Annotated in this window: 13 protein-coding genes; 9 read left to right on the top strand and 4 right to left on the bottom strand. The window is 34.3% G+C overall.

The window, feature by feature from the left end; genetic code table 11:
• The coding region (locus IQ19_RS15355) for an ATP-binding protein (protein WP_144543253.1) at positions 1-296 on the top strand (296 nt) is incomplete at its 5' end.
• Positions 297-622: 326 nt separating this feature from the next.
• Here the strand turns inward: IQ19_RS15355 and radC are convergent.
• From radC to IQ19_RS15335, 4 genes are all read right to left on the bottom strand, one after another.
• The gene (gene radC / locus IQ19_RS15350; protein WP_277875348.1) at positions 623-1,231 is read right to left on the bottom strand and encodes a RadC family protein; all 609 of its coding nucleotides are present in this window, start codon (positions 1,229-1,231) and stop codon (positions 623-625) included.
• Positions 1,232-1,426: 195 nt separating this feature from the next.
• Positions 1,427-2,197 (bottom strand): hypothetical protein, encoded by a 771-nt coding sequence (locus IQ19_RS15345; RefSeq protein WP_144543251.1) that lies wholly within the window; start codon positions 2,195-2,197, stop codon positions 1,427-1,429.
• Positions 2,198-2,222: 25 nt separating this feature from the next.
• Entirely contained in the window at positions 2,223-2,741 is a 519-nt protein-coding gene (locus IQ19_RS15340) for a hypothetical protein (protein ID WP_144543250.1), read from the bottom strand.
• Positions 2,742-2,784: 43 nt separating this feature from the next.
• Positions 2,785-2,988, bottom strand: a complete 204-nt coding sequence (locus IQ19_RS15335) for a hypothetical protein (protein ID WP_144543249.1) — start codon at positions 2,986-2,988, stop codon at positions 2,785-2,787.
• A gap of 268 nt (positions 2,989-3,256) precedes the next feature.
• Here IQ19_RS15335 and IQ19_RS15330 point away from each other — a divergent pair, with 268 nt between their 5' ends.
• From IQ19_RS15330 to IQ19_RS15295, 8 genes are read left to right on the top strand one after another with little or no spacing between them, the layout of a single operon-like run.
• Positions 3,257-3,502, top strand: coding sequence for a TIGR04540 family protein (locus IQ19_RS15330; RefSeq protein WP_144543248.1), 246 nt, complete (start codon positions 3,257-3,259; stop codon positions 3,500-3,502).
• Positions 3,503-3,511: 9 nt separating this feature from the next.
• Entirely contained in the window at positions 3,512-4,129 is a 618-nt protein-coding gene (locus tag IQ19_RS15325; protein WP_242021017.1) for a DUF1819 family protein, read from the top strand.
• Entirely contained in the window at positions 4,126-4,674 is a 549-nt protein-coding gene (locus IQ19_RS15320) for a BREX protein BrxB domain-containing protein (protein WP_144543247.1), read from the top strand. The genes IQ19_RS15325 and IQ19_RS15320 overlap by 4 nt, the downstream gene beginning before the upstream one ends.
• An 11-nt stretch (positions 4,675-4,685) precedes the next feature.
• Positions 4,686-8,264: a BREX system P-loop protein BrxC gene (gene brxC / locus IQ19_RS15315; protein ID WP_144543246.1), complete on the top strand. Its 3,579-nt coding sequence runs from the start codon at positions 4,686-4,688 to the stop codon at positions 8,262-8,264.
• A 33-nt stretch (positions 8,265-8,297) separates the two neighbouring features.
• Positions 8,298-11,807, top strand: coding sequence for a BREX-1 system adenine-specific DNA-methyltransferase PglX (pglX, locus tag IQ19_RS15310; protein WP_144543245.1), 3,510 nt, complete (start codon positions 8,298-8,300; stop codon positions 11,805-11,807).
• A 51-nt stretch (positions 11,808-11,858) separates the two neighbouring features.
• Positions 11,859-14,354, top strand: coding sequence for a BREX-1 system phosphatase PglZ type A (pglZ, locus tag IQ19_RS15305; RefSeq protein WP_144543244.1), 2,496 nt, complete (start codon positions 11,859-11,861; stop codon positions 14,352-14,354).
• A gap of 26 nt (positions 14,355-14,380) precedes the next feature.
• Positions 14,381-17,560: a DEAD/DEAH box helicase gene (locus tag IQ19_RS15300; RefSeq protein ID WP_144543243.1), complete on the top strand. Its 3,180-nt coding sequence runs from the start codon at positions 14,381-14,383 to the stop codon at positions 17,558-17,560.
• 15 nt (positions 17,561-17,575) lie between these two features.
• Entirely contained in the window at positions 17,576-18,556 is a 981-nt protein-coding gene (locus IQ19_RS15295; protein ID WP_144543242.1) for a restriction endonuclease, read from the top strand.
• Positions 18,557-18,671: the final 115 nt, after the last annotated feature.

Raw genomic sequence — 18,671 nt, 5'->3', positions numbered from 1 at the left:
GTACTCTGCCGAAATTATTTAAGCAACTTGAAAAGCTGGATTTATTAATTCTCGATGAGCTGGGTTACATTCCTCTACATAAACAAGGTGGAGAATTATTATTCCAGGTTATTTCAATGTGTTATGAGGCAAAAAGCATTATTATTACCACTAATCTTCAGTTCGGTCAGTGGAACCATGTCTTTGGCGACCCAATCTTGACGGAAGCAGTCATTGACCGACTGATCCATCATTCTCATCTGGTAGTCTTCAACGGCGATAGTCATCGTTATAAAGAGTCTATATTACAGAACTAGATATACTGTTGGCAGGTGGCTACATTATTAACTGCCGTTTCATGCATTTTTTGCTTGCCAAATACACATCGGGAGAAGCTTAAGAAAAATCTTATAGTTAGCCCAATACATTATTTTAAAATTTTTAATATACTATAATATCCCGATTCATGCAGATGTGATCTGTAGTAATCATTATTTTTAATAAGTTATAAAAATATTAAATCCAATGTTACAAATTTTATGATTAGACTGTATTAAGTAATATACCGGAGTCAGGATATGCATAAGTATTGATAATAGTAATTAATGAAAGGAAGTCAGTATACTGACTTCCTTTCATTAATTTAAATATAACCCTTTTCTTTAAGGCTAATATAAGATTCCTGTCCGACAATTACATGATCGAGCACTTCAATTCCGATTATCTTTCCTGTTTCATTAAGCCGTTTTGTAACTTCAATATCTTCTCGGCTTGGTTGTGGATTCCCGGATGGATGATTATGGGCTACAATAGCACTTGCACAACTACGACGGATTAAATGTTTAAACGTCTCGCGTGGATGTACGATGGACGCATTCAATGATCCTATAAAAACAGTTTCTCTAAAGAGAACCTCATTTTTTGTGTTCAGTCCTAGTACGACAAAATGTTCTTGCGTTAGGTACTGCATATCCTTTAAGAATGAATATGCATCTTCAGGTGAACGAATGGTAAAACGATCTTCTACAGGAGTAGGTTGCATTCTTGCTAACTTCAGAGCAGCTACGATTTGTTTGGCCTTAACATTACCAATGCCTTTAATCGTCAATAATTCCTCTTGAGTTACTTCTAGCAATTCTTGTATTGATGGGTAGCGGTTGAAGATTTCGCTGACGACATAGCCATCTTCTTTTTCACGCATTGTTGTTGCTAATAATACCTTAAAAGTCATTTTATCGAATGTATTGTTCATTATATATTCCTCCATTTTTGTTAGATAGAATTAAAAAAGGAGAGACGATGATCGTCCCTCCGATTGAGTGAATGTATTTAATGCGATATACTGTCATTGGTATATTTTGGTTTAAGATGAGTTCATTGGCGGATGAGCTCATCTTTTTTTGTGCATAAAAAAACTCATCGAATATAACGATATTCCATGAGCAATTTATTCTTTATCATTTTGCATATTCAAATTCTCCTCCTCATAAAATACATCTTTTAAATGCAGTAGATCTTGGATGAAATCAGATGCCTGTTTCTTACTTAGTTTTGTGCTGTGATCAACTTGATACTTCATCTGCATCAATTCTTTTGCAACTTCATGGCGCATTTTAAGCTCAGCAACAATTTGATGAATCTTAAGTAGCTGACGTTTGGTTACAGGTTCATCACCTCCTTTAATGCTAGAGTTTGTAGGAAAATTTTCAATGTCTTGTGTGAAGATACCACTAGAACGTGTTGCAGATAGTACAGCATCAATCAATGCTCGCTTTTTGGCCATTTTCAATACAGTGTTCACAATCGTATAGGCATCTTGCTGTTGAAATGCTGCTTCTTTGCTGTTGCAGGAACCAAGTCCTTCAGCCTCAATGACCCCGTTGTCTTTGCGGGTTAGTATCATCTTCACTTCATAAGCGAATATACCAGCTTCCCACTGTTCAATACGGTTTACAACTTTTACTGTCTTTGAAAATCCGAATACATCACAAAGCTTTTCTGCCCCAGGCTTTAACAGTGTCGGTTTAGAGAATCCATCTACCACACCATAGTCAACGCCTTTTACCATAACCTCTTCAACAAATGTTTGAAGCTCCTCAATTCGATGCTTGGATTCTGAAGATGATACAACAACATTAGGTAATGAAGATACATTAGGGTTACTAATACTAGCGAATGGTATGATGTTATTTATTTTTGAATGTTTACCTGTCTTCATATGATTTTCACCTCCTTTCAATGAATTAAGATCTTTTTTGAATTACATCTGATAGTTTTGCTAAACCTTCCGATGTTTTATGAACTAGGAATTTGCCTGCTTGATGACTAAGCTGATTCCCTCTGCTAAAAGTTTTGTTAGAAATTGATGTTGCCTTCGATATCATGCTGTGTGCTGATTTGTTTAATTTATCAAGATTGCTGATTACATTTAGCAATATGTCTTCACCTTTAGATTCCATTGTAATTGCTGCATCCCTTAGTGCTTTGCTTATACGATCATTCATTGAAACATGACTATTAAGTTCATCCTCATGCAGAAATTCAATCTCTTTTATAGCTGATTGGATTTTGCTCCTATTAACAAGTAAATGAGATAGCTTTACATATTCATTACGTATGATTGCAACTGCTATCTCTTCTGAGATAGCAGCTTGTTGGATTAATAGATTCTGGTGAATTTCTTTAATCTCAAAAAGGGAAACACTCTTCTCCGTAAATAATCCTAATTTGTGTTGCTGTTCTTGCCATACATTTTCCTTCATAATCGATTTCCTCCTAGTTAATGTTTTTATAAGGTTACTCCTATTATTTATTGAAATAGTAATAACCCTTTAAGGTCAGCTTTAATAGTAAGCCTTCTGATTTGCTTCTCTTGGTGAGAATTAAGTCAGCATCTTCAAGTTTTAGTAGATTTACATTTTGGATGCCATACTTTGCTAGAAACCTAGCGGGAACCCATTTGTTTAGTTCCTTTGCCTTTACCAGAATTTTTACTAATGACTTATTCATTTCGCTATCCTCCTTTCGTATGCGCTCTTCTCACCACGCATGTCTTCTCTGTAAAACAAAAAAACCGCCGTCTATCCAAATGGATAAACAACGGTTGATACATAAAGGGGTGGGGCATGAAACGAGTGGGTACCCCCTTTACATTTTTAGATCGTGGAGCTGCCAGAAAAATTTTGTATATTTTTCCATCCCTATTGTGTTACTAATGTACTAGAGATAAAATAAAGATAAAGTATAAAAAAAGTAAGAGTATTGAGGTGGCTTCAACGTGGAAGTTAAACTATTTCAGAAAACACAGAGAGATTTAGCGGTATCTATTAATTTAGTAATAGATAAATATTGGAATGACGAGATAGATGAAAAGAAAATGATTGAATTGATTCAAAAGTTGTATATAACTAATACAAACAAATTTGTTAAAAACGGTAAGTATACAACCATTATTCGTCAACAATGTGGAAAACGGAGGCTTGAAGTCGTTGATCAAGTTTTTAATCAAACTAACGTTATTTAAGAAGGTAAGGTGAAGGAATATAATATGGAATATTCCGCGGGATTTACGAAAGAAAAATGGTCTGAAAATGAGATTGAAGTTGTTCTAAAGCACATGTCACAAGGAAAATTGAAAAAAGAAATACTAGATGAAATTATGGAGCAAAATTTATTTCAGTTAAGAAGCCCAGTAAGTATTAAAAATCGCTTTAATATGGTCTACAATCGTGCAGCTGTCCTTGACGGTGAAATGAAGAAACACTTTTTAAACGTAAGCGATTATGATCGGAAGGCATTGACATTATATTCATTTTTACAAGTATATCGAATACCATTAGAGTTTTACTTGGAAGTTATTATTTATAAATATGAACATCAAGAACCACTATATAGTAGTGACTTTTATTACTTTTTTGAAGGAAAAGCGAATATAAGCGAAAAAGTAAGTAATTGGAGACCTGAAACCATTAAACGTCTTATAAGATCCTTAGTTTTATTTTTTAGAGAAGCAAGGATGATTGAAAAGATTGATCGGACGAAGTACACCGTAAATCCGATACATATGAGCCAATTGTTAAAAACATATGCTGAGAAGAATGCCACTCTATTATATTCTTTTACAGTTTTAGAAAAGGTGAATGAAGAATGAAATCCACGTATGAACGATTAGAACAAATGGAAAAGCGGATTATACAAGATAGCTTTAAGAATCCAAGAGGGATTGGAAGTGACATCCCTCATTTTGTATTGGACTATCCTCCAGAAGATGAATTACAAGTTCGTGTGTATATAAAGAACATGTTGAAGAGAACCAAACTAGATATCAAAGAAGTGAATTTATTTGAATTTCTTCTTTCGTTTTTTGATGAAGATGAGTTGGAAGAATTATTTGAAATGGAAGAGGAAGAAGGATTGAAAGGTTTAATTGATGTATTTGAACCGATATTAAATGAAAGCAATACGATGATTCAGCAATTTAAAGACATTACAAAAGAGGCAGATCTTATTTTTATTACTGGGGTTGGTTCTGCTCATCCATTTTTGCGGTCGAGTCAATTACTAAAAGCCATCTCTAGTAAAGGTTATAAAAAACCAATCGTATTATTCTATCCGGGTGAATTTACAGGATTGCGATTAAAATTATTTGGCATTCTTGACTATGAAGATGACTATCAATTATCACGTATTTCTTAGGGGGTAGGGACATGCAAATTAAAGATTTATTTTTAAAAGATATATTCCGTTCAATTAATAATGTTGTTCAAGCTGAGCAAATGGATGAAAAAACAATTGAAAATGAATTGGATGAGTATGTATTAACAGAAGAAAGTGAACATTACTTAGAACGTTTTTATCGTAATTATCTTGCCGTTTATAATCAACCATCAACTAAAGTAGGGGTTTGGATATCAGGTTTCTTTGGATCCGGTAAGTCTCACTTTTTAAAAATTTTATCTTACTTGTTACATAACCAAACGATTTCAGGCAGAACGCCTGCGGATTATTTTAAAGAAAAAACAAAAAATCCAGAATTGCTTAACATGATGGAAGAAGTATCTGCAAAAAGAACAGATGCCTTATTGTTTAATATTGATTCGCGATCAACATCATCATCTAAGGATTCCGAGAAAGAACGTATTATCGAAGTTTTCTTACGAGTATTTAATAATCATTTAGGTTATTCAGATACACTGTGGGTTGCTGAAATGGAACGTCAATTAGATGATGACGGTAAATATGAATTGTTCAAACAAACAATTTACGATCAAAATGGTAAACCATGGGAAGAATTTCGATTAAAAATATTACTGCGTAAGAGAAAAGTTATACAAGCACTAGAATCAGTCGGCTATGATCAAGATACTGCAGAGACTTTCTTTGATATGAGTAGAGAATGGTTCTCTATTGACGCACAGCGAGTAGCTGAATTAGTAGCAAGTTATTGTAAAAAACAAGGCCCAGATTATCGAATCGCATTTCTTGCGGATGAGGTAGGACAATATATCGGGAATAATACGAGCTTAATGCTTAACTTGCAAACTATAACGGAAAAACTAGGTGACTTATGTCAAGGTCAAGCATGGGTGATTGTAACATCACAAGAAAAACTAGAAGCTACTGTTTCAGATCTTGATAGTACGAAAGACTTTTCAAAAATCCAAGGACGATTTGAAACCAAAATTAACTTATCCAGTGCTAATACAGATGAAGTTATCAAAAAACGTCTATTAGAAAAAGAAGATGTTGGTGCAGATACATTAAAAACGATACATGATCAAGAAGGAAAATTAATTCATAATCGTTTAGCATTTGATAAGCAGAATACACAGTTACGTTCAGGGTATCGTTCAATTGATGAATTTGTCTCATTCTATCCGTTTGTTCCTTATCAAATTGAGTTATTACAAAAGATCTTCACGAAAATCCGTAATTTAGGGGAAGGTGGTCAGCACACTTCACGTGGTGAACGTTCATTACTTAAAGCATTTCAGGAAGCAGCACAATTAAATGCTGAGGAAACTATCGATAATATGGTGACCATGGCAGAATTTTATCCTTCTATTCGTGATTATTTAGAATCCTCAATTACAAGTACAATAACAAGGGCTCAGGATCGAGCGAGAAATAATGAAGGTTTAGAAGAATATGACGTGAAGGTTTTACAAGTGCTTTATCTAATCAAAGGGATTGATGATATAAAATGCACACCTAATAATATCGCAACCCTTATGGTTGAGACAGTTTATGATGAACGTCAGCCTTTAGAATATCGTATAAAGGAATCATTGAACCGACTTCAAATGGCAATGTTCATTGAACAACATGCAGATGGGTCATACTCATTCTTATCAGATGAAGAACAAGAAATTAATCGCGAAATACGTGTAGAAGAATATAATACTGCTTCTGTTAAAGAACGATTAGGTAACCTCTTTTTCAATGTGATGTATCGCCATACCAAGTATGAATATAAGCATAAAGAACAAACCAAACACTTTGATTACAATAAACGATTTGATAATTACGTGAAAGGTCAGATGAATCATGAATTAACGATGCAGGTATTCTCTGAAGGCATGACAGATTCAGAAGCAGCGTTACAAGCTAACTCTGGTCACTTAATTATTCTTTTAGACAAAGACCTTGTCGCTGAAGCAGAAAGTGCTTTAGCCTATATTCAACAAGTGGATAGTTATGTTCGTCGGAAACAGTCAAGCACGACTAGTCAGCAGCAGAAGAGAATTTTTGATGCGAAAATTGCTGAAGTTGATGAATATGCAGATAAGGCAGAAGAATTATTAAACAAAGCTTGTGAGAAAGCAGAATTTTATATCCAAGGTCAACGTCGTGATTTTAATGGGGCTTTTGAAAGTAAAGTTAACCAAGCTATGGATATGCTAATACGCAACACATATACAAAATTTCATTATATTGAGGAGCCTATTTCATTTAAAAGTAGTAAAAAGGAATGGATGCAAGTTGCGGAGAATCTAGGTCAACAAAGATTATTTAGTGACTTAAACAAAAATGCAATTGACGAAGTGAAGCACTTCATAGAGGAACTTGAACGTTCACATGACCAGCGAACATTAAAACAAGTTGTACAAAAATATAAGGCTGTTCCATATGGATGGGAGGAACAAGATACCATTGGTATTCTAATGGGGTTAATGAATGCTGGAAAAGTTCGTTTCACTTATGCGGGTGAAGCCTTTAACCCTAACTCCAATCAATTCTATGATCGATTAGAAAAGGTTTCAGAACGTGATCGTATTGTTGTTTTACCAATCGTTGAAATGGATTATCAAGTTAAACAGGAGCTTATTGCATTAGTCCGTGATTTCTTTTCGAATACACAAACGTATGACACATATGACGCTTATGAAGAAGTTATACGAGAAAAGATTGCCGAAGAATTTGTACAACCGATTGACAAGATTAGAGGGAGAAGACGTCAACAAGATCCAACAAGTGAGTATCCATACCCAGGTGAAAGTGATATACGAACAGTTGTAAATGGTACTCAAAAATTACTTGCTATCCGTGATCCCGAACAGTTCTGCCGTACGTTTATTCAATATGAAGACGATATAGAAAACTGGTATGACATTTTAGAGACACTCCAAGGATTCTATGAAGGAAATCCTATCGTAAAATTTGACGAAGCGGTTCAAGCTCTGAAAGACCATAAGCAAGACTTAGAAATCATCCATAATGAAAAGTTAGAAGAAACAGCTCAACGAATGAAACACATTTTACTACAGGAAGAACCAACAAAAGAAATTAGTCAATTACCCAAGTTGACAGATGTTCTGAAGAATCTAATTCAGGTAGAAACCAATAAACAAAAACAGGCAGTAATGGTTCAATCAGAAAAATCATTGAAGCAACTTGAAAACTTAATAGATCAATATCGCCAATCTGAAAGCATTTTAGAATATATTCAATCACGAAAAAATCAAGCGACTCAGCTTTATGAGAAAATTAAGAAGAGTGAACGTATATCTAGCGCTCGAATCAATCAACAGCAGCTTAGTGAGCTTGTTGAAGCAACAAAAGCAACAGCACGCCAGATGCTTAATGATTTAATAGATGACCCAGATACAGTTAAGAGACAACCGAAGAAAATTACAGAGCAAGAATTGTATGCCTGCTTCTTTGGTCAGTTAGATACAATTGAGTCTGAAGAAGACTTAGAACGTGCTATTGAGTCATTGAAGAAAAGTCTAATAAAAGAATTACAAACACACTATTTCGTAAATCATAAATCATGGGGCGGATGAACAATCCGCTCCTCTACATATAGGAGTGAAACAATGAATAAGGCAGAATTAAAGAAATTTGCTGTAGAAGCTAGACGAGACTTAATGGCCAAAGTTTCATTAAAAGCGGAGCAATACGGTATTACCAAAGATAGTCAGGATTTAAAGATTGAAGAAAAGTATGGACAATTATTTATAAACGATAATCCTTTTCCAATTGAAAGAAAACATGCTTTTCATACATTACAACAACGCTTAAAAACTTCTGGATATGATCAGCTTATTGAAGAAGTGGCATATACCTGGTTTAACCGAATAATTGCGATTCGTTATATGGAAGTGAACAACTATTTACCAGACCGAGTAAATGTATTATCGAGCAGTACAGGTAAAAACGAACCAGATATTTTACTTCAATATGAAACGATGAACCTAGATGTGGATTATCAACAAATAAATGAATGGTTAAAAAAAGGTGAAAATGAAAAAGCTTATCGTAAATTGTTTGTTGCTCAATGCAATAGTTTGAATAAACTATTACCTTTCTTATTTGAAAAAATTGATGATTTTACAGAACTATTATTACCCGACTATTTATTAGATCAGGAATCTATCATACGGAAAATTGTAAATGACTTATCTGATGAAAACTTTTTTCATCTTGATGAATATGGTTCTCGTTCAGATAATGTTGAAGTGCTGGGTTGGCTTTATCAATACTATATGTCTGAAAAGAAGGAGCAGGTTGGTGGACTAAGAAACAATGCAGTTAAGAAAGAAGATCTTCCTGTTGTTACACAGTTATTTACACCAAAATGGATTGTGCAGTATATGGTACAAAACTCTTTAGGGAAATTATATGATGAAAAGTATGAAGACAATCAATTAGCTCAGCATTGGGAATACTATTTGAAACATGAAGAGAACCACCACCTGTATCCGCGGTTTGAGTCATTAGAAGATTTAAAAATTATAGATCCCGCGTGTGGATCAGGTCATATCCTTATATACGCTTTTGAAATGTTATATGACATGTATGAAGAAGCTGGATATCCATCAAAAGAAATACCACAGTTAATTTTAGAAAATAATTTATATGGGTTAGACATAGATAAACGTGCTCAACAAATTGCGAACTTTGCATTGTTAATGAAGGCCGCCGAAAAACAACCACGTTTTATCTCAAGATTAGGTCGTAAAGGTCAAAGTCCAAAGTTGAATGTTTTTCAAATTGTAGATGCTTACCAACCTTTATCTGAAGAAGCAATCAATTATTTTGCTGATAGTGATACAGAAAAATCATTAATTAAAGAGTTATTAAACCAGTTTGAGAACGGAAAACAATTTGGTTCATTAATTGACCCGATAGAAATTCCATACCGAGAGTGGATTAATCGTTTATATCAATTAGAAAATAAAAATAGTGATTTAATAGATGAGTCTTTTTACAAAGAATTACAAACAAAGTTATTACCTGTTTTAAAACAAGGTCTTTTGTTAAAACAAAAATATGATGTCGTTGTAACAAATCCACCATATCATAATAAATATAATCCATTACTTAAAAAATTTATGAACCAGAATTATAAAAACTATAAATCAGATTTATATTCCGCATTTATTTATAGAGCGATACAGATGTCAAAGAAGAATGGATATGCAGCATTAATGACTCCTTTAACATGGATGTTTATTACTACACATTATTTATTAAGGAAATTCATTATTGAAAATAATAGTATAAGTAGTTTGATTCAACTAGAATACTCTGCATTTAAAGAGGCGACTGTTCCTATTTGTAGTTTTGTTATTAAACATGATTCACCAAATATTCTAGGGGAATTCATTGATCTTAGTGGATTTAATGGAGAAGCTATCCAACCATTAAAAGTAAGAGAATCAGTAAATAATCCTAATGTTAATTACAGATACACTATAAACAGCCTAGTTTTCAATGATATTCCCACTTCACCAATAGCATACTGGGTATCTCAAAATGTTCATCAGATTTTTGCGAGCGCAAACCGATTAGGTGAAATTGCTGATGTCAAGGTTGGATTGCAAACTGGAGATAATGATAAATTTTTAAAACTTTGGCATGAAGTTAGTAGTCAAAATCTTGATAAACAATGTTTTTCATTAGAAGACTTAAATCACAATAAGAAAAAGTGGATAATCTGTACAAAAGGTGGATCATATAGAAAGTGGTATGGAAACCAAGAATTTGTTATTAACTATGAGAAACAAGGAGAGGAAATAAAATTACATAAAAGTTCAGTTATTAGAAATGAGAATTATTATTTTAAAGAAGGTTTAACTTTTTCTAATGTTAGTACTGGTAAGTTTAGTTTAAGACTCCATCCAAGAAATGCTATTTTTGACCAATCAGGCCCTTTAATTTATTTTAGGGGATCAAAAGATTATCAGGAGTATGTTTTTGCACTTCTTAATTCAAAGGTAGTCGATGTATTTGCAAAAATATTAAGTCCAACTCTACATTATAACGTTGGCGAGTTAATTAACTATCCAATATTAACTGATGAAAACCTATTTTCATCAGTTAATAACATTACCAACAAAAATATTCTAATTTCTAAGAAAGACTGGGATTCATTTGAAACGTCATGGGACTTTAGAAAAATGCCATTCTTGGAATACACTAATGTTACAAATAAGTTAGAGGAAGCTTTTAAAGAGTGGAAAAATGAGACAATAAGTCAATTTAATATATTAAAAGAAAATGAAGAACAATTAAATGAAAAGTTTATTAAACTGTATGGCTTTCAAGAGATCTTAACACCAGAAGTGTTAGATAAAGACGTGACAGTTAGAGTTGCAGATGTTGAAAGAGATTCAAGATCTTTCCTGTCATACTTTATAGGTTGTGTTATGGGGCGCTATTCTTTAGATTTTGTGGGCCTTGCTTACGCTGGCGGTGAATTTGATGAGTCAAAATACAATACATTCAAACCAAATAAGGATGGTCTTATTCAGTTAACCGATGCCCATTATTTTGATAATGATATCATTATTCGTTTGCGTGAGTTCTTGTCTGTGGCGTTTAGTCCAGATACTATAGACGACAATATAAAATGGTTAGCAGAATCGCTGAATATGAAGAAAAATGAATCTCCAGAAGAACGTTTACGGCGTTATTTCTTAGATGAATTTTTCAATGACCATTGTAAAACATATCAAAAGCGACCAATTTATTGGTTAGTGGAATCCGGTAAACAAAAAGGGTTACGGACACTTATTTATATGCATCGTTATCAGCCTGATACGATGGCAACGATTCGTTTTGAACATTTACAAGAGATTCAATCTAAATATCAAAATGAAATAGATATGAGTGATAAACGTTTAGCAAATCCAAGCTTATCGGCAAGTGATAAGCGGAGCCTTGAAAAATCTAAATCAGCCTATCAGAAGAAGATAGAGGAACTACAAGAGTTTGATAAGAAATTAGCGACGTATGCCAATGAACAAATTGACATTGATTTAGATGACGGTGTTAAAGTGAACTATGCTCAATTTGAAAATGTTCTTGCAAAGATTAAATAGCTGAAAGAGGGGAGATTCTCCTCTTTCTCTTTACATAATGAGGTGAATTTCGTGGATGTCATTGAGAAGTTACAAGAGAAAATACAACAAGATAGAGATACGAAAAAAAGAGCGATTGTTTTTTGGTATGATTCTCAAGCACAAGTAAGTGTGGATGAACTAAAGAAACAGTTGGATGATATTGAGGTAAGAAAATTAACTAATCATAATTTTTTTCAGTTAAAAGTTGAGATTGAAATTCAACGAACAACAGAGTCGTTTTTAATATATTCCGATGTAGCGAAGCCAGCCGACAAAGAAAACATGTTATTGGATATATTGTTATACAGTACGGAGTTCAAAGCAGATGAAACTGCTATGTTAACTGAAACATTAAAAGTATCGGATAATGTGTTACGTCCTAAGATGGAACAATATCCTTTGTTCTTTGATAGTAAAGAACGGAAAAGAAGATTAAGTAAAATATTGCCTAAACAAGCTGATGACTATCATTTTGAACTTAGTATGATGGCTGTTTTAGTAAAAGCATCGGTACCTGATATACGTGTGATTGTACGTCAACTTCTAATGGAAGGGTTACATATGGAAGACAGTGAGCTATTAAAGCAAATAAAACGTAACTTTTCTTTAGAACGTACATTAGAGATCATTGGTCGCTATTTTGGCGTGTCGTTAGAAAAAGATAATGAACCATTGGTGCAGCTTTTAAATGTTCTCATCTATCAACATTTCCGGCAGATTGCAGGTTTTACTGCCGAGGATTGGGAGGTTCAATGGGCATCGTCATCACCTAACGTTTGTGCGTTATTTGTTGAAGAGTGGTTACAACATAGCGATGGGAGTGTACTTGAAGAACATATCAAAGAATGGGAAATAGTGCATCAAGTAAGAGATGTGTTATCTAAGCAGGATATAGAAAACTACCAGCTAGTAGATACTTTCCCGGTCGTTGATGTTCTCATCATTGAGAAATGCATGGATGAGTTAACTCACCAAACAATTCATATGGATGAACGATTATCCTTAATTAAACAACGTTTACATAAATATTGGGGATCAAAAGATAAAATAAAAGCCATTTATGACACGTTATTTGAAGCAATCCGACTCGAAAAGCTAAAACCTGTTATTAATCGTATGCATCTACAAGAAGATTTTTATGAAAGTTATACGAAATCCTTGTATGAAGTCGACCAAGCCTACCGCAATTTTATGTATCATTTTACACGCCTTACTGCGAAAGAAATGCTTGAAGAAATCGCTAGCCGATTGACAAATTGGTATGAAAATGAATACTTACGTCGACTTTCAGACGAAATGAATTTTAGACTGGAAGAGGGGTATGTATCCAAACTAATGCCACAACGAACATTCTTTTCTAAGGTGATTCGCCCTATTTTAGAGAAGGAACAAACAAGGGTTTTCGTAATTATTTCAGATGCTTTACGATTTGAAGCGGCTTATGAACTTCATGAAAAATTAAAGGAACGAGAAAATGGGAAATCAAACATTAATCCTATGGCAGCAAGCTATCCAACGTACACACAATTAGGGATGGCATCTTTGTTACCACATCGTAAACTTTCAGCAGATGAAAAGAAAGGTATCTTAGTTGATGAACAATCAACGAAAGGAATGGACAATCGACGTCACATTTTACAGTCAGTTGAGCCACAAACAGAAGTTCTAAAATTAAAGGAACTTCTGGATATGAAAGCAAGTGAAGTAGATCATTTAATGAAAGGAAAACGTCTTGTTTATTTATATCATGACCACATCGATGCGCTTGGGGATTCAGCAAAGTCAGAACGTGAAACCTATGGAGCAGTTCATCAGGCGATACAAGATTTACAATATGCGGTGGACAGATTATCACGTCTTCAAGCGAAACGCATTTTTATAACAGCGGATCATGGTTTCTTATTTCAATTCAAACAAATTGAAAACTATGGAAAAATTCCAGCTGTTGAAGGACAAGTTATGGATAATAATCGGCGTTTTGCTATAGGACACAATCTATCCGTTTCTGAAGGTTCGATTAAATTAACTCAACGACAAACGCCGTTACAAAATGTTGAGGTTGTTTTGGCGAAAAGTTTAAACCGATTCAAAACGGGTGGAGGTCTTCAATTTATTCATGGAGGAGCATTACCACAAGAAGCGGTTGTCCCATTAATAGATTATCGACGTATTGAAAAAGGTCAACCTGTAGATATTGCGGTAGCAATGATCAATAAGGTTATTACAAATTACCGTATTCCGGTTTCTTTTTATCAGGAGCAGAGTATTACAGATATCTATACTTCACGCAAAGTTCTTATTGCGTTTTATCAAGGTGATGAACGGATTTCTAATGAAGTGGAACTCGTATTTGACTTAAAAGGTGAAAATCGTGACCGGAATAGACAAGTAACGTTTAATTTGGTTGAAAAGTATTATAAGATTGGTGAAACATGTAAATTAAGAATCGAGACTGTAACCAAGAAAGGTAAAGAACCATATTTAGAAGAAGAATTTACTTTACGCTTATATGAAGCAATGTATTAATTTTAAAAGGAATTGGGGGTGTTATCTTGCTAAGAAAAGGTGAAATTGTAGGTGCATCATTTTGGCCAGAAGCCGTTCAAATCAAACATATTGAAAACATTGATGATGATCTGTATTTAGTCGAAGCTGTCGGGCGAGAGTCAAATCAATTCTTCGAAAATTATCTTGAGAAACATCAATTACAAGAAGTTGAACGTTTTTCCGATGAAGATGCTTCAGATCAATTGAGAGACAGATTTCAACATTATCTGCAATATCATGTATTGCGAACAGAGAAAGAATACTCACAGTCACGGGCTCGTGGCAATAAGAACATGATTCCGCTACCACACCAAATCGAAGCTGTTTATAGCAAAATGCTACAAGCTCCCCAAGTACGTTATTTATTAGCAGATGATCCAGGTGCAGGTAAAACGATTATGTCTGGTATGCTTATCCGTGAATTGAAGGCACGAAACATGATTCGAAAAACATTAATTTTAGTACCGCCTCTCGTATTAAAGCAGTGGCAAACGGAATTAAAGGAAAAGTTCGATGAAGACTTTTTAATCATTACACGTTCTTATTTGGATGCTTCAGGTGAACTGAATCCTTTTGATATGCATCAGCAAGTCATTGCATCGATGTACTGGGCATCTAGAGAAGATATTAAAAATATGATTATTAATTCACAATTTGATTTAGTCATAGTCGATGAAGCGCATAAAATGGCTGCCTATACTATCGGGCAAAAGAAACGTAAAGTGAAGCGGACTAAGATGTTTCAACTTGGTGAAAATTTATTGAGGCATACTGAGCATACTCTTTTATTGACAGCAACACCACATAAAGGAGATAAGGAGAATTTTCGTCACTTAATGAGCTTAATTGACCATGATATCTTTTCTCAATTGAATCGTGGAGACTCTATTTTCGAAAAAAGTAACCCATATGTGATCCGTCGTTTAAAAGAAAAGATGGTTAACTTTGATGGAACACCTTTATTCCCAAAACGAACAACAAAAACCTTAGGATTCGACCTGAGTCAAGCAGAAATCAATTTATATGAAGCTGTCACGGAATATGTAAGACATTACTTTAATAGGGCAAAGCAGAACAATAAACCAAATGTTGCTTTTGCGATGATGGTCTTGCAACGACGTTTAAGCTCATCCGTTGAAGCAATATATTTATCACTTCTCCGTCGGAAAGAACGTTTGCAGATGGTGTTGGAAACAGGGCAAAAAGTCCAACAGATGATGTTGGATTATGAAGATTACGAAGACAGTTCACTCGAGGAACAGGAATTGATTGAAGCTTACGCTGAAGGCGAATATGAAGAACTTGATTTTGATGAATTACAAGTTGAGATTGAAATGCTGGATCAACTAATTCGTAAGGCGAATGTCATCAGACAGAATCAAAATGAGCGTAAGTTTCTAGAACTTGAAAAGACATTATTTGGTGCTAATGGTTTGTTGGCACAAGATGAGAAGATTTTAATCTTTACTGAATCAAAGGACACACTTAATTATCTAGAGAAGAAATTGAAAGCATACGTTCTAGAGATAGCCAAAATTGTTGGTGACTTTTCTATGGATAGACGTCAAGAAGAAGTAGAGAAGTTTCGGAATGAAGTGCAAATTATGATTGCAACAGATGCTGGTGGAGAATCTATTAACCTACAATTCTGTAACCAAATGGTCAATTATGATATCCCATGGAATCCTAATCGATTAGAGCAACGTATGGGGCGTATTCACCGTATCGGACAAAAAAATGAGGTATTTGTATTTAACCTTGTTGCCACCAATACACGTGAAGGTGACGTATTAATTCGGCTACTTACCAAGATGGAGCAAATGCGTGAAGACCTTGGACAAGATCTTGTTTATGATTTTATAGGTGAAGTTCTAGAGGATCGCCAAGCCGATTTATCTTTTGTGATGGAGAAAGCAATTTCAGGTCGGGAAGATTTAGATGAAATTATTGCAAACATGGAAAAAACATTATCCGAGGAACACAAACATTTATTAGAACTCGCTCAAAATGAACGATTAGATGATAATTTTGATTTACCTGGTGCAAAGCGTTCCTTTGATGAAGTTTCAATAAACAGTATTCCTAATCGGTTTTACGGACACTTTGTGATTGATGGATTAAAAAACACAAGAACAAGGTTGAATATTTCTGCAGATCAAAAAACTGCCCGTATTGATCGTTTCCAAAAGCGGATTCGTGATTTTGCACGTGATCATAAATTGATGTTCAACTTTGATGATTCCATTCGTTTTGCTTTATCTTCATCGAAAGTCTCAGATTCAATACAGATGATTGAAAATGATAATCCTTTGTTTAACTTAGTGATGAAACTGACAGCGAAAGAAATGCAGCAAGCAATAATACCACTTTATGAAGTGAAAGCATCAATTCCAGAAGCTATGACAATGGAATTGAATCAAATAACAATTGTGGACGGTAATGGCCGAGAGCTTGAACAAAAATTAACGCTAACTGGTAAACGAGCTAATGGTGAATTTTTACAAATATCACCTTATATTCTGTTTAATCAATCATTGGATGTAACAAGTACGTATGACAGTGAAGAGCAGGAAATCAAACGATATGTGATTAAACATGCTAGGAAACTTTTAAAGACTATTCAACGCAAGCGTGAAGATTATGCAAATAAAAAAAGGGTCTTTTTGAGAAAATCTTTCGAGGATCAAATGGAAACTTTACAAGAACGATTGAAGAAGTATCAGGAAGAAAATGTAGAGGGCAAAAACAGTGCTCTAATTAATCAAACTTATGCACAAATAGATGAAATGGAAGATCGGAGTAAAGAACGTTTATCTGAAATTGATCGTGAGCGTTCCATTCAATTAAAGCCGGTGAAAAGGATAGCTCAATTTAGAATTAAACCAAATGGTACAAAAAATGGTCGTGTAATACTAGAAGACTATTTGTCAATGATTGAAGATTATGAATTAAGGCAAGGAAGAATAAACGTAAGAGCACAACAAGCCTTTGGGCTAATAGATTTTATCAGTGAAGAAGCGGATGGTCAGAGTCGACTTATAGTGGTTACGAAGGACATACATCAATTTAAGCAGCAGTTGAAAGAGGAAGATTATAATGCTATCAAGGATCGCGTATTTGTGTATGAAGTAAGAGAAAATCAAATAATAGAACATCAATTAGATCAAGGTTTGATGTTTGTTTAATGAGGGGGGTTAACAATGAAGAGATGGTGGATGATACGTGCTGGTGATAATAATGAGTTAATACCAGTATGGAAAGAACAAGGTATTGCATCTATTGGATGGCCTAAACTAGGAAATCCCAAACACTATAGAACTAAGGATGAGATGATTGCCAATGCAAATACTGTTTTTGCTGAAAGTAAGCCTAACTCTAGGAGAAGTTGGGTTAACCAAGTATGGCGTTTCAGTAGAGAAGTTAAAAAAGGTGATCGAATAATTACTTACAATAAGGAAAAACGGGATTACATGGTTGGAACAGTTTTAGAACCGCATTTTTATGATGAATCTGTAGGAGATCCTGCTTATCCAAATAACATTAAAGTTGAATGGGGAGAAATTACGGTTGAAAGGGATTCTTTATCACAAGCTGCCAAGAATAGCCTAGGATCAGTTTTAACGGTATTTCGTGTAGATGAATGGGGAAATGAAATTGCAAATTTAATAGAACATCCATTTACAGACCCTGAACCTACAGACGAGGCAGAAGAGAAAGAAATCATAGAAGACCTTGTCAGTAAGGCCTTAGTAATGGTGCAAGACAAAGTAGATATGCTTGATCCGTGGCAAATGCAAGAGTTGGTTGGTGGTCTCTTGCAAGCAATGGAGTATAACGTTCATGTAAGCCCAAAAGGGCCAGATGGAGGAGTAGATGTATTGGCCTATAAAGACGCTTTTGGTTTTGAAAAACCAATCATTAAGGTTCAAGTTAAACATCGAAAGTCTTCAGCAGGTGCACCAGAAATTCAGCAATTACTAGGAGCAAATCCTATTGATGCTAATAGTTTATTTGTTTCAACAGGGGGATTTACTTCGCATGCAGAAGCCGTGGCGAAACATAATTCTGTTAGGTTAATAGATTTAGAGGAATTAGTCGATTTAGTTGTGAAATGGTACGAAAATATGCCAAACGAAGTAAGGTCTATATTACCACTTCAAAAGATGTATGTTCCTGAATAGTTTGATCTTATAAATAAAAGTTAAATTTACAAATAAAGGTTATTAAAGCTTTAAAGAGTGTGGGGGCAGGCACCATTCTTCAAGAGAGCCCTTGTTAATCATGTTTATAGAAAAT

The sequence above is a fragment of the Cytobacillus oceanisediminis genome, assembly GCF_007830235.1.
GTDB classification, from domain to species: Bacteria; Bacillota; Bacilli; order Bacillales; family Cytobacillaceae; genus Cytobacillus; species Cytobacillus oceanisediminis.
This window is presented reverse-complemented; position numbering and strand designations above follow the sequence as displayed.